The organism is Cytobacillus sp. Hm23 (assembly GCF_051842895.1).
In the GTDB taxonomy this organism is placed as follows: Bacteria; Bacillota; Bacilli; order Bacillales; family SM2101; genus Nanhaiella.
This window is the reverse complement of record NZ_JBPXRQ010000032.1, coordinates 1-14580: the sequence shown is the minus strand read 5'-3', so window position 1 is coordinate 14580 and position 14580 is coordinate 1. Positions and strand designations below refer to the sequence as shown.

Here is a 14580-nt window from a genome sequence, read left to right as displayed (position 1 = left end):
TTACCCTCTTCTCCATCTTGTACCTTGAGCTGTGTCTTCAAGAATAATATTTCGCTCTTTTAACTCATCTCGAATTTGATCAGATAATGCAAAGTCCCTATTCTTTCTAGCATCTATTCTTTGTTGAATCAGCTCTTCTATTTCATCATCAAGTAGCTCATTATTTTCTAATGTGAGTCCAAGAACGTTAAAGGTTTCTTCAAAGAGCAATATAAATTGTTGAATAACTTGATTGGAAGTGTTTTTTTCCATTAAATAAAGATTTGCTGTCTTAGAAAGGTCGAATAATACTGTAATTGCATTCGCAGTATTAAAATCATCATCCATCTCTTCAATAAATTTCTCTTTGTATTGACTAATATTTTGAATCCATTCATCATCATTAGTAGTTAAATTAGCACTGCTATTCATCCGATGTTTTAAATTCGTATATGCTGTACGTAATCTCTCTAGGCTACTTTTGGCACTCTGAAGTAATTCAATATTATAATTTATTGGATTACGGTAATGTACAGATAGCATAAAAAAGCGCAACACTTGTGGGTCATGCTCTTTAATAATGTCATGAACCAAAACAAAGTTCCCTAATGATTTCGACATCTTTTCGTTATCTATATTGATATATCCATTATGCATCCAATAGTTAGCAAGCTGTTTTCCTGTTAAAGCTTCTGATTGTGCTATCTCATTCTCATGATGTGGGAAAATTAAGTCTTGCCCTCCTGCATGAATATCTATTGTATCTCCTAAATATTCCCGTACCATTGCAGAGCATTCGATATGCCAACCAGGTCTACCTAAGCCCCATGGGCTTTCCCAGGAAATCTCTCCTTCCTTGGCTGCTTTCCAAAGAACAAAATCTATTGAATCGTTTTTCTTCTCATCAACTTCAATTCGAGCACCTACTCGGAGTTCGTCTATTGATTGATGAGATAATTTTCCGTACCCATCGAATTCACGTGTTTTATAATAAACATCTCCACCTGATTCATAAGCATAACCTTTGTTAATCAATGCTTGAATAAAGTCAATAATAATATCCATCGTTTCTGTGACTCGTGGATGAGCATCGGCTTTTTTGCACCCTAACGCGGAAACGTCTTCGAAATATGCTTGAATAAACCTTTCAGAGACAGTAGGTACGTCCTCACCTAACTCGTTAGCAGCTTTTATAATCTTGTCATCAACATCAGTAAAGTTGGAAATATATTTCACATCATACCCGCGATATTCAAAATATCTCCGAACTGTATCATATATAATATCAGGTCGTGCATTTCCAATATGGATATAGTTATATACTGTTGGTCCGCACTTATACATTGTAACCTTATTTTCCTCAATAGGAATGAATAATTCCTTTGCTCTAGTAAGTGTATTATAAATTTGAATTGGCATGTTCTGTTTTCCTCTCTTTCATTTCTGCTAGTTCATTTCGTAATTCATTCATTTCTAATTCAATTTCTCTTATACGATCAGCAATCGGGTCTGGTAAATCTCGATGATTAAAGTCTTTCTTTACACGCACACCATTTTTTATAACTATCCTTCCCGGTATGCCAACAGCTGTAGAATTGTCAGGAACGTCATGTAAGACAACAGAGCCTCCCCCAATCTTTGAATTCTCTCCAATAGTAATTGATCCTAGTACTTTTGCTCCTGCCGCGATAAGTGCATTATCCTTAATAGTCGGATGCCTCTTACCCTTTTCCTTACCAGTTCCCCCTAACGTAACACCCTGATAAATCGTAACATTATCTCCAATTTCACACGTCTCACCTATGACAACACCCATGCCATGATCAATAAACAAGCGCCTTCCTATTTGAGCACCAGGATGAATTTCAATTCCAGTAAAAAATCTGCTTATTTGTGATATGAGTCTAGCAAGAAAAAACAGTTTTCGCTTAAATAATCCGTGAGCTATCCTATGTGACCAAATAGCATGTAACCCTGAATAAGTAAGGATCACCTCAATATAGCTTCTTGCAGCTGGATCTTGCTCAAAAACCACCTCAATATCTTCTTTAAACATTTTAAACACGGTGTTCCCCTCCATTCTTATTATTTGTTCAAAAGACAAGAAAAGTGCAAGAGCCACAATCATCCCCAACATGGGTTAAAACAAGACAATTAACTATCAAATGGTTTTATGTTGAAATGACTGTAAGGGCCATATTTTCTATAACTCATCAATAAAGGTGTTGATTTTCTAACAAAACTCTTTTCGTTAACTTTGTTGCTATTGTACCTATACTAGAAGATAAAGATATCATTTTACGTAAAAGTCATCGTTTTATAGAAGTAAGGATGCACCAAATTTTAGAAATATTAAGAACAAATATAAAAAAAGATACGATGAACACAAGTTGTATTCGTGTTCATTTCTATATACGAAAAAACGCCTCTATGCCTATGCACAGAGACGTTTTCACGCGGTTCCACCCTGTTTAGGTAGCTCAAACTTGTAAGCTAACCCCAACTCAACCCTTCTAACGGAAGAGAATCCGTCCTAAGCTAGTTAATCAAAGATTAGTTCACCTAGAATACTCAGAGGTGCATTTCAAAAAGCGGAGATATGAACCACTTTCAGCCGATGATGGTTCTCTCTTAAATATCTTTATCCGCTCATTTACTTTTCCTCGTCAACGTAATTACGTATCATTCATTTTGTTAAAGCTTGTTTCCCAAAATATATATTATAATTTACACATTTAAACGTCGATTGATATATCTTTACTATATTACAAAGTTCAAAAAAAGTTAACTAATTAGGCTTTTTATCCGCTCTTTAATTTTTTCCTTACCGAGTAACTCAATTGCCATTGGTAAGTCCGGGCCATGTGTTTGACCTGTTGTCGCAACACGGATCGGCATAAAGAGCTTTTTACCTTTGTTGCCTGTAGATTTTTGAACAGATTTCATTGCTGCTTTAATATGCTCTGCTTTAAATAATTCAAGCTGTTCAATCTCTGACAGAAACCCTGTAAGTACCTCATTTACTTGTTCTTCTGATAGAACTACTTTTGCTTCCTCATCATACTCGAGATCTGTTTTAAAAAACATTTCTGTTAAGCCAATAATTTCTGCCCCGTAACTCATTTTTTCTTGATGTAACAAAATTAATTTTCGAACCCACTCTCTATTTTCTTCATCCACGTTTTCCTGTATGAGCCCAGCTTTAATTAAATGAGGTAAGGACAAGTTTACGATTTCATCGGCGTTTAGATGTTTTATATACTGATTGTTCATCCATGTCAATTTTTGTTTATCAAATAAAGCAGGTGATTTGGATAAGCGCTTAGCATCAAAAATATCAATTAATTGTTCCTTCGTAAATACTTCATCTTCACCACCTGGTGACCAACCTAGAAGTGCAATAAAGTTAAATAAAGCCTCTGGCAAATAACCTAATTCTTCATACTGCTCGATAAATTGAATAATCGCTTCGTCCCGCTTACTAAGCTTTTTCCGACTCTCATTTACAATTAAAGTCATATGACCAAATGTAGGATACTCCCATCCAAAAGCTTCATAAATCATCATTTGCTTTGGTGTATTAGAAATATGATCATCCCCACGTAAAACATGTGAAATTTTCATAAGATAATCATCAACTGCTACTGCAAAGTTATACGTTGGGGTACCATCCTTCTTAACAATGACATAATCACCAATATCTTGTGATTCAAAAGTCACTTCACCCTTTACCATGTCTTGAAAACGGTATGTTTTTTCTGATGGCACTCTAAAACGAATGCTAGGTTTTCGACCTTCGGCTTCTAAAGATTTGCGTTGCTCATCCGTTAAATGACGGCATTTCCCTGAATATTGAGGCATGCCTCCATTTAAAGATTGCTCTTCGCGCTCTTTTTCTAGTTCTTCCTCAGTACAATAACATTTATATGCTAAATCTTTCTCTAATAATTCATTATAATACTGCTGATAAATATCATTTCTTTCCGATTGACGATAAGGCCCATAATTCCCGCCTACATCAACACTTTCATCCCAATCAATACCTAGCCAAGATAAATATTTTAATTGGCTTTCTTCTCCACCTACAATGTTACGCTTTTTATCCGTATCTTCAATTCGGATAATAAATTTGCCATCATTATTTCGAGCAAATAAATAATTAAACAATGCCGTACGCGCATTCCCTATATGTAAATGTCCTGTTGGACTCGGCGCATAACGAACCCTTATATCTTTTACCATAATTGTTACCCCCATAATTGTACATAGCAAAGTATTATCGTTATTTTATCACCAAACATGATTGTATACAAAGCATGTCTATGTTGCTACCTTTTTTTTAGTAAAATAACTACTTGGGCAGCTATTCCTTCTTCTCTTCCTGTAAACCCAAGCTTTTCAGTAGTTGTAGCTTTTACATTTACTTGGTCAATAGAAGCCTCTAGAAGTTCAGCAATTCTCCCTCTCATTTGGTCAATATATGGGGCCATTTTTGGTTGTTGAGCAATAATCGTACAATCCACATTGCCCAATTCATAGCCTTCATTCTTTACTAGCTTCCACACGTGTTGAAGTAATAGTGATGAATCAACATTTTTATATTGCGGGTCTGTATCAGGAAAATGTTTGCCAATATCCCCTGCAGCAATGGCTCCTAAACTGGCATCTGCAATTGTATGTAATAATACATCCGCATCTGAATGTCCTAACAAACCTTTTACGTGTGGAATTTCAATCCCCCCTAATATTAGAGGTCTATCATCAACAAATTGATGAACATCAAAACCTTGCCCAATACGAATCATAACTCTTCACTCCCGTTACTTTATCTCTCTATGTTAACTCGCTTTTAATTTAAACTACTCACCCAAAATTGCATGTGCAAATTTGATATCCTCTGGTGTAGTAATTTTGATATTTTGATAATCACCTTCGACGATAATTACTTGTTTATTTAGTCGTTCTACTAAACTGGCATCATCGGTACCAATATATCTATCTTTAATGGCTTGTTCATGCGCTTCTTCCAATAATGATATACGAAAAGCTTGTGGCGTTTGCACTGCCCACAAGCTAGATCGTTCAAATGTTTCCTCCACTTTAAAATCCAGAACACGCTTCACAGTATCTTTAACGGGTACTGCAAGAACAGCCGCCCCGTCATTGTATGCCGTATTAACCAAAGAATGAATATGCTCGGTTTTAATAAAAGGTCTAGCACCATCATGAATGAGCACAATATCAACATTATGTACTGCTTTTAAGCCCAAATGTACACTATGTTGCCGCTCAGCTCCACCATACACGATTTTTTCTATTTTCGATAAGTTGTTCTCTTCTACAATTTCCCTCATATATTGCTCATCTAGTGAATTAATAACTAGGACAATTCCTACACAAAGGGGATCGTTCTCAAAAACTTTTAAAGTATGTGCTATGATTGGCATTGACTGTAATGACATAAACAGTTTATTCATACCTACATTCATTCTTTTCCCCTGTCCTGCTGCAGGAATGACTACCTTATATAACATCATGCTGCTCTCCTAACATTTGTATAGGCATGATAACGGTTAAGGAACTTGCTCACTTCACCTATAACTTTATCATTTATAAACTTTGTATTATATCTTATAATGCTCTTTCTAACAACTTCGGCTTAGCAAAAATCATTCTCCCAGCAGAAGTCTGTAGTACACTCGTAACTAACACATCAAGATTTTTACCTATATAATCTCTTCCATCTTCAACAACAATCATCGTTCCGTCATCAAGATATGCAATGCCTTGATTTTGTTCTTTCCCATCTTTAATTACTTGGACATTCATCTCTTCTCCTGGAAGAACAACTGGCTTCACGGCATTTGCCAAATCATTAATATTTAACACAGCTACATTTTGTAATTCACAAACTTTGTTTAAATTAAAATCATTTGTAACTACCACTCCAGAAGTAATTTTAGCTAGCTTTACAAGCTTGCTATCAACCTCCTGTATATCTTCAAAATCACCTTCATATATCTCAACGTTATTTGATAATTCCTTTTGTATGCGATTTAAAATATCAAGCCCTCTTCTACCCCTATTACGTTTTAACACATCCGCTGAATCTGCGATATGCTGAAGCTCTTCTAGCACAAATTGGGGTATGACGATCGTTCCTTCTAAAAAGCCTGTTTGACATATATCCGCTACACGACCATCAATAATAACACTTGTATCCAATATTTTTAATTTTTTATCATACAGCTCAAAATCTTCTTCGTTGCCTTTTTTTGTTCCTTTGCGATTTGATATTGAAAATAAGTTAATAAGGTCGTCTCGCTTTTTAAAACCTATTTGAAAGCCCAAATAACCTAATAACAGAGTCAAAAATATAGGTATAACAGTATTGAATAATAGAATTTGGATTTTTTGTATTGGGATATTAATAAAAAAAGCAACAATAAGGCCAAAGATTAACCCTAAACTCCCAAAGACTACATCAGTTGCTGGAGCCTTAACAACAGTCTCCTCTAACCAACGTATTAAATTTACTATATAATCTACTAACCAAAATGTAACAAGAAAGAAAATAAGTGCACCTAATATGGCTAGCATGTAATGTTCTCTTAACAATGCAATGTTATCAATATTCATTAAAGGTAATACATATGGAATATAAAATATACCTAATATCCCACCGATAATGAGAAAAAATAATTGTACAATTCTTTTTAACATTCTTTCACCTCCTTCTATACATTATAAACAGTTTGCAATAATTGAAACGTACTATTACTATTATTTTTTCTATTTGTAACCGCGATGAAATATATTTGTAAAATAAAGACATCTTTCACTTAGCATATCATCCTTTATGCGATGATTGCAAATGACTACTATATTTGACGATCAATTAACAATTGCTGCTGTATTCTTTTAAGTCCTTCTTTAATTTTTCGTGCTCGAACTTCTCCAATCCCCTCTACTTCATCTAATTGCTCTACACTTGCTTTCACGATTTGATTCATATTTTTGAAGGTTTCTATTAAATTTTCTATAACAACTGATGGCAAACGTGGTATTTTATATAAGGCTCTATAACCTCGAGGTATCACACCTTTATCTATATTTGTATTTTGAGGATACCCAAGTAATTTTAAAAGTAGATAATCATCAAGAAGCTCCGAGCTCGAAAGCTTTTGTATTTTAAGTAAAATTGCATCAATATCTTCCTTAGCTTCACATGCATAATCCTTAATAAGTAAAATTGCCTCCTCCTCAATATGGGCAACTAATTCGTTCATTTGTAGGCGTATTAACCTTCCTTCAGAACCTAACTCAGTAACATAGCTGATGATCTCATTTTGAATTCTCAACACCATTTCAATGCGATGTAGAACTTGTAATACTTCTGAAAAAGTTACTTGTTCTTCAAATTCCAATGCACCTAAATTGGTCATACTTTGATTCAAAACAGCATGATATTTCTCAAGTGTTTGCATAGCTTGATTTGCTTTCGTCAAAATGACACCAATATCTTTTAATACATAGCGAAAGTCAGCTTTATATAACGTAATAACATTACGGCGTTGTGAGATAGCGATGACTAAGCTCCCTGTTTGTTTCGCAAATCTCTCTGCAGTACGGTGCCTCATGCCCGTTTCAGATACAACAATACAAGAATCTGGAACTAATTGTGCATTGGATATTAAAATTTTCGTCCCTAATTCATTTAAGATAATTGCACCATCCATTTTAGCTAATTCATATAAATATGATGGTGAGAATTGACAATTTATTTGAAAGCCACCATCAACCAATTTTTTCATTTTATCGTTGTAGCCAACAACGATTAATCCACCGGTTTTTGCACGTAATACGTTATCTAACCCTTCCCGAATAGGGGTTCCAGGGGCAATTAGCTTTAATATGTCTGCTACAATTTGTTCGCTATGCACTCTCTCCATTAACTATCTACCCTCCCAATGCATGTTGTAAGGTCTCATTAACAGATGATACTCCAATTACCTCAATTCCAGTTGGAACAGTCCATCCTCCTAAATTATTCTCAGGCAAAATAACCCTCTTAAAGCCAAGTTTCACAGCTTCCTGAACTCTCTGTTCAATTCTAGAAACGCGTCGTACTTCCCCAGTTAAGCCAACTTCCCCGATAACTACATCTGTAGGGTTTGATAGTTGGTCTCGGAAGCTTGAAGCGATACTGACGGCTACAGCTAAATCAATTGCAGGTTCATCTAACTTGACTCCTCCTGCTACCTTTAAGTATGCATCTTGATTTTGCAACAATAGCCCAACTCTCTTTTCTAGTACAGCCATAAGTAGTGATACTCTATTGTGATCGATTCCAGTTGCCATTCTTCGTGGATTACCGAAACTTGTTGGCGAAATGAGTGCTTGTATTTCGACCAGAACAGGCCTTGTTCCTTCCATAGAGGCTACAACTGTTGAACCAGCTGCTCCTTTTGAACGTTCCTCAAGAAAAATTTCCGAAGGATTTTGAACTTCAGTTAGACCTATTTCTTTCATTTCAAAAATTCCTATTTCATTTGTTGATCCAAAACGGTTTTTTACTGCTCTTAATATCCTATACGTATGATGGCGTTCACCTTCAAAATAAAGAACTGTATCCACCATATGTTCTAGTAACCGTGGCCCAGCGATTGAGCCTTCTTTCGTAACATGACCAACAATAAAAGTGGCGATACCTTTCGTTTTTGCAATTTTCATAAGCTCAGCGGTACATTCTCTTACTTGTGAGACACTACCCGGAGCAGATGTAACCTCTGGGTGAAAAATAGTTTGTATAGAATCAATAACAACAAATGATGGCTCCATCTCTTCAATTGCTTTTGATATATACTCTAAATCAGTTTCAGCTAACACGAAGACATTCTCTCCGTGAACCTCTAGTCGATCTGCACGAAGCTTCGTTTGTTTTATTGATTCTTCTCCAGATATATATAATACTTTATGTTCAGAATGTGCTAATTTTGATGATACTTGCAATAACAATGTTGATTTTCCAATACCAGGATCTCCACCTATTAATACAAGCGATCCTTTAACAATACCTCCACCTAATACCCGATTAAATTCCACAAAATCTGTATACATTCTTGGTTCGTTCGTTGTTTCTATTTTTGTTATAGCTGTAGGTTTTGTACTAGTAGACGTAGGTGCTACATAAAACGATCCCTTCCGAGCAGATTTAGTCTGTTCCATTTCTTCTACCATTGTATTCCACGCATTACACCCAGGACACTTTCCCATCCATTTTGCTGATTCATATCCACAAGTTTGACAACTAAACTTTGTTTTTCTTTTAGCCATTATGTTAAGCTCCTCTATTTAAAATACCTATGTGTATTATATTTTATGACAATATAAGTAGATCTAAAGAAGAAAAGGTATACGACTTTACATGCTGACGTATACCTCTTTTCTTACTTATCGTATGTTATAAGTGGTTTAATTCACCGATTTCTTCTGCTAAGCGAATAGCAAACTCATTCTCAACAACATCTAGCATAACTTTCTGACCTTTTGCAATCGTTCCTTTGAGCAATTCTTCAGAAAGCAAATCTTCAACATGCTTCTGAATCGCTCTGCGCAAAGGACGTGCTCCATACTCTAGGTCATTCCCCTCTTCTGCTAGCTTTTCCTTTGCTGCGTCTGTAATTTCCAGGGCAATTTCTTGCTCCACTAATCTTTTTGTTAATTGTTCTGTCATTAATGTCACGATTTCTTTAAGATGCTTTTTCTCTAAAGAATGGAAAACAATAATTTCATCGATACGATTTAAAAACTCAGGACGAAATGCTTTTTTCAGCTCATCCATCACTTTCCCCTTCATATCTTTATAATTTTGGTTTTCATCCTGTACATTAAATCCAACAAATTTATTCCGTCTTAGCGCATCTGCACCAACATTTGATGTCATAATTAACACTGTGTTCCGAAAATCTACTGTACGGCCTTTTGAATCAGTTAACCTGCCGTCTTCTAGCACTTGAAGCAAAATATTAAAAACTTCAGGATGTGCTTTTTCAACTTCATCTAGAAGAATAACTGAGTATGGTTTACGACGAACTTTTTCAGTTAGTTGCCCACCCTCATCATGACCGACATAACCTGGTGGTGAACCAACGAGCCTTGACGTCGAATGCTTCTCCATATACTCAGACATATCAATTCGGATCATTGCATCTTCTTCACCGAACATTGATTCAGCTAATGCTCTTGCTAGTTCAGTTTTTCCAACACCTGTAGGGCCTAAAAAAACAAATGAGCCGATAGGTCTTTTCGGATCTTTCAATCCAGCACGCGCTCGACGTACAGCCTTGGAAACAGCTTTCACAGCTTCTTCTTGCCCAATTATTCTAGAATGCAGGATTTCTTCTAATTTTAATAATTTAGCTGTTTCAGTTTGAGCAAGTTTTGATACTGGAATTCCAGTCCAGCTGGCAACAACTTTAGCAATGTCTTCTACTGTTACTTCACAGTTTTCTTGACCTTGTTTCTGTTTCCAGCTTTTCTTTGTTTCCTCTAATTGCTCTCTCAAGCGTTGTTCAGTATCCCGTAGAGAAGCCGCTTTCTCAAACTCTTGACTTTGTACTGCTGCATCCTTCTCTTTTCTTATTTCATCTAATTTTTGTTCAAGCTCTTTTAAATTTGGTGGTGTCGTATAAGACCGCAAACGAACTTTTGAACCTGCTTCATCTATTAAATCAATCGCTTTGTCAGGCAAAAAGCGATCTGAAATGTAGCGATCGGATAATTTTACCGCCTGAATGATTGCGTCATCACTGATTGACACTCGATGATGTGCTTCATACCGATCACGTAAACCTTTCAAAATTTGTATTGATTCCTCATTCGTTGGTTCATCTACTTGTATCGGCTGAAAACGCCTTTCTAACGCAGCATCTTTTTCTATATATTTTCTATATTCATCTATAGTTGTAGCTCCAATACATTGAAGCTCCCCTCTAGCTAATGACGGTTTTAGAATATTTGAAGCATCAATTGCTCCTTCAGCTCCACCAGCTCCAATTAATGTATGAAGTTCATCAATAAATAATATGATATTTCCTGCTTGGCGAATTTCATCCATTACCTTTTTTAGTCTATCTTCAAATTCACCGCGATATTTAGTTCCTGCCACCACTGTGCCCATGTCTAAAGTCATTACACGCTTATCACGTAGGATTTCTGGTATTTCATTATTTACAATTTGTTGAGCTAACCCTTCAGCAATTGCAGTCTTACCAACTCCAGGTTCTCCTATAAGGACTGGGTTGTTCTTTGTGCGTCTACTTAAAACTTCAATTACACGCTGAATTTCTTTACTTCTACCAATGACAGGATCTAAGCTTCCTTCTCGTGCAATGGCTGTTAAATCCCGTGCGAGACTATCTAATGTAGGTGTATTAGCATTGGTAGCAGCTCCCCCTTGATGACCTGATGAAGTTTCATTACTCCCTAACAACTGAAGCACTTGTTGACGTGCTTTATTTAAGCTTACTCCCAGGTTATTTAAAACTCGAGCAGCAACACCTTCACCCTCTCTGATGAGCCCCAGTAAAATATGCTCCGTTCCTACATAAGAATGTCCTAGCTTTCTCGCCTCATCCATAGATAATTCAATAACTTTTTTGGCACGAGGTGTGTAATGAATCGTTTGAGTTGTTTCTTGCCCTCTACCGATTAACTTTTCAACTTCTTCTTGAATCTTATTAGATTCCAATCCAAGAGCAACTAACGCCTTAGCAGCAATTCCTTCACCTTCGCGAATAAGACCTAATAAAATATGCTCCGTTCCTATGTTATTATGACCTAAACGAACTGCCTCTTCCTGTGCCAATGCCAAAACTTTTTGTGCACGCTCAGTAAACCTTCCAAACATCATAATTCTCGACCTCCAAACTCATTTTGATTGCTTTTTTCCAAGCTTATTCTTTCTCTAATCAATGTTGCTCTACGAATATCACGTTCATGTGACCTTAATGGACCACCTGCATATTGCTGAAGAAAGCCAGGCTGTGTTACAATCATTAATTCATTTAAAATATTGCTGGATATATCTTTTATATATCCGATATCGATGCCTAAGCGAATGTCAGACAAACATTTAGCAGCTTCTTTTGTCTCAATGACGCGACTATGTGCTAATGTACCATATGAGCGATATACCCTGTCTTCTAGTTGAATACCCGATGTTTTTACTAATGCTTCTCGTGCAGAGCGTTCTTGAGCAATTAGTTGTTGCACCACACTTTCTAGGTCATTCACAATATCAGTTTCAGATTTACCAAGAGTTACTTGGTTTGATATTTGAAATATATTACCTAATGCTTCGCTTCCTTCACCATATATTCCTCTAACAACTAGACCAAGTTGATTTATTGCTGGAATAATTCTGCTCATTTGTTGGGTTAATATAAGGGCAGGTAAATGCATCATGACCGATGCCCTTAATCCAGTACCAACATTCGTTGGACAGCTAGTCAAATACCCTTTCTGTTCATCAAACGCATAGTCTACATGTGTTTCAATCCAATCATCTAACTCATTTGCTTTTTCCAAAGCTGCACTAAGCTGAAACCCAGGAAATAAACATTGAATTCGTATATGATCCTCTTCATTTATCATAATACTTACTTCTTCATTTTCTGATAAAATACAAGCTCCAAAAGGCGCATCCTCGGCTAATTGAGGGCTAACTAGATGCTTTTCAACTAGTACTCTTTTTTCAATAGGCTGCATTTCATTCATCGCTAATAATTCTAGCTTCCCAAAAGATTCTGGTGCTTTTTCTTCACATACCTTTTTAAATAATTGAATAATCTTCTGCGCTTCTTCATTTGTTATGACAGTAGGAAACCATATATTTTCTATATTTCGCGCAAGTCTAATTCTACTAGAAAGTACAATATCTGATTCAGGACCATCCTCACTCATCCAAGAGCTTATTGCCTTTTGTAGAAACTGCTGAAGTGACATAGTTATCCCTCCCCCATGTCTATCTGACTTAGACTTCGTTCTAAAGCCCTAACCTTATCACGAACTTCTGCTGCTTTTTCAAACTCCTCATTGACTATATACTCCTGAAGCGTTTGTTTATATTGTTTAATTTGTTTTCGTAAATGTATATTTCCACCTATCCTTGTCGGGATTTTTCCAGAATGAATAGTGTTTCCACTGTGAAACCTTTTGAGTATAGGAGTTAAATGATTTTTAAACGTCTTATAACATTCAGAGCATCCAAATTTTCCAATATTTAAAAATTGAGTATAAGTCATTTTACATTTTTCACATTGAATAACCTCATTTTGATGAAATGAATTACGTTGTTTTTCTTGTAGAGAAGGTTCCATATTGAGTAGTCCTGCTATTAAGTTATTAATCGAATAGCCTTGATTATTTGCAAGCATAAACATTTCTCCTTTTTCCTGTGCACAATGCTCACAAACGTGGGTTTCATCTTTTTCTCCATTTATAATTTTTGTAAAGTGCAACGTTGCAGGTCTCTTGTTACATTCTTGACATATCAATGACTTCACCTCTCCTTTCTAGATTATTAATATCATCTGAATTACTCATATCATTAATTGTATTTTAGTGATGTCAACATCGCAATGAGTATTCTAGATCGTAGTTCATCTCTATCTGGAAGGCTAATATATAAGATTGATCGATCAACAGTACTCAACATGATTTTTGCTTCACGTTCAGTAATAACCTCTTCTTCAATTAATCGACCTATAATATTTTCAGCTATTGTTTGAGAGATTCTTGGACCAATTAACGATAGCAGTTGTTCAATTAAGTGGGTATCATCATGAGACTGTACTTTCATTATTCGTATATAACCACCGCCACCACGTTTACTTTCTACAATATAACCACGTTCCATTGTAAAACGTGTATTTATCACATAATTAATTTGAGAAGGTACACATTGAAATTTATCTGCTACTTCATTTCTTTTTATTTCAACAATATCTTGATCATTCATTTCTAGAACGCTTTTCAAATACTGTTCAATAACATCAGATATATTTCTCACTCAACCCCTCCTTTCATTGACTTTGACTATATTTGACTTTACTTTTACTATATAGTGAATTGGAAAAAAGCGCAAGCGACTCGAATTAGCTAAATTAACTGCCACACCATATACTACAAGTATATCCTTGCCATTTATTTAATAAATCAAAACAAGAAAAGCCTAACAGCTTGTCATAAACTTTGTTGCTTACATTTGAGTAACTTATGTATATGAACTGGTTTTTATAGTCTTTAGAGAAGAAGATGCCCCGGACGTTAGTTATATTCATATTTAGTTTTTATTACTAATAACATCAGTTTAATACGAAAACAACAGCTGGATGCAATAATACTTTAGGCAACAGCAAATTAGCTAAAAAATTGTATATAAAAAAGTCAGAGGATTATATCATCCTCTGACTTTTGCATTGCCTGGCAACGTCCTACTCTCACAGGGGGAAACCCCCAACTACCATCGGCGCTGAAGAGCTTAACTTCCGTGTTCGGTATGGGAACGGGTGTGACCTCTTCGCTATCGCCACCAGA

12 protein-coding genes, 1 rRNA gene and 1 other annotated feature are annotated in these 14580 nt (G+C 35.8%); all 13 genes read right to left on the bottom strand.

Annotated elements, in window-relative coordinates:
* The 13 genes from cysS to rrf all read right to left on the bottom strand — a co-directional run bounded on the left by cysS (position 1) and on the right by rrf (position 14580).
* On the bottom strand, positions 1-1398 hold the full coding sequence (cysS, locus tag ACSVDA_RS17510; protein ID WP_485884769.1) for a cysteine--tRNA ligase: 1398 nt from the start codon (positions 1396-1398) through the stop codon (positions 1-3).
* Complete coding sequence (gene epsC / locus ACSVDA_RS17505; protein WP_413785570.1) at positions 1379-2044, bottom strand: serine O-acetyltransferase EpsC; 666 nt, start codon at positions 2042-2044, stop codon at positions 1379-1381. Before epsC ends, cysS begins: the two co-directional genes overlap by 20 nt.
* 374 nt (positions 2045-2418) lie before the next feature.
* Positions 2419-2658 (bottom strand) — a binding site (T-box leader).
* 105 nt (positions 2659-2763) lie between these two features.
* The gene (gene gltX, locus ACSVDA_RS17500) at positions 2764-4221 is read right to left on the bottom strand and encodes a glutamate--tRNA ligase (RefSeq protein ID WP_485884767.1); all 1458 of its coding nucleotides are present in this window, start codon (positions 4219-4221) and stop codon (positions 2764-2766) included.
* A gap of 86 nt (positions 4222-4307) precedes the next feature.
* Positions 4308-4784 (bottom strand): 2-C-methyl-D-erythritol 2,4-cyclodiphosphate synthase, encoded by a 477-nt coding sequence (gene ispF, locus ACSVDA_RS17495; RefSeq protein WP_485884765.1) that lies wholly within the window; start codon positions 4782-4784, stop codon positions 4308-4310.
* A 54-nt stretch (positions 4785-4838) separates the two neighbouring features.
* On the bottom strand, positions 4839-5513 hold the full coding sequence (gene ispD / locus ACSVDA_RS17490) for a 2-C-methyl-D-erythritol 4-phosphate cytidylyltransferase (protein ID WP_485884763.1): 675 nt from the start codon (positions 5511-5513) through the stop codon (positions 4839-4841).
* A gap of 97 nt (positions 5514-5610) precedes the next feature.
* Positions 5611-6702, bottom strand: coding sequence for a PIN/TRAM domain-containing protein (locus ACSVDA_RS17485; RefSeq protein ID WP_485884761.1), 1092 nt, complete (start codon positions 6700-6702; stop codon positions 5611-5613).
* 158 nt (positions 6703-6860) lie between these two features.
* Positions 6861-7931, bottom strand: a complete 1071-nt coding sequence (gene disA, locus ACSVDA_RS17480; protein ID WP_485884759.1) for a DNA integrity scanning diadenylate cyclase DisA — start codon at positions 7929-7931, stop codon at positions 6861-6863.
* A 7-nt stretch (positions 7932-7938) separates the two neighbouring features.
* Positions 7939-9315, bottom strand: coding sequence for a DNA repair protein RadA (radA, locus tag ACSVDA_RS17475; RefSeq protein ID WP_485884757.1), 1377 nt, complete (start codon positions 9313-9315; stop codon positions 7939-7941).
* Between the two features lie 127 nt (positions 9316-9442).
* Complete coding sequence (clpC, locus tag ACSVDA_RS17470) at positions 9443-11893, bottom strand: ATP-dependent protease ATP-binding subunit ClpC (protein WP_485884755.1); 2451 nt, start codon at positions 11891-11893, stop codon at positions 9443-9445.
* Positions 11890-12987, bottom strand: coding sequence for a protein-arginine kinase McsB (gene mcsB, locus ACSVDA_RS17465; RefSeq protein WP_485884753.1), 1098 nt, complete (start codon positions 12985-12987; stop codon positions 11890-11892). The genes clpC and mcsB overlap by 4 nt, the downstream gene beginning before the upstream one ends.
* A gap of 2 nt (positions 12988-12989) precedes the next feature.
* On the bottom strand, positions 12990-13538 hold the full coding sequence (gene mcsA / locus ACSVDA_RS17460) for a protein-arginine kinase activator protein McsA (RefSeq protein ID WP_485884751.1): 549 nt from the start codon (positions 13536-13538) through the stop codon (positions 12990-12992).
* Between the two features lie 53 nt (positions 13539-13591).
* Positions 13592-14053 carry a CtsR family transcriptional regulator gene (locus tag ACSVDA_RS17455; RefSeq protein WP_320211116.1) on the bottom strand — a complete coding sequence of 154 codons (462 nt, stop codon included), beginning with the start codon at positions 14051-14053 and terminating at the stop codon, positions 13592-13594.
* Positions 14054-14464: 411 nt separating this feature from the next.
* Positions 14465-14580, bottom strand: a 5S ribosomal RNA gene (rrf, locus tag ACSVDA_RS17450).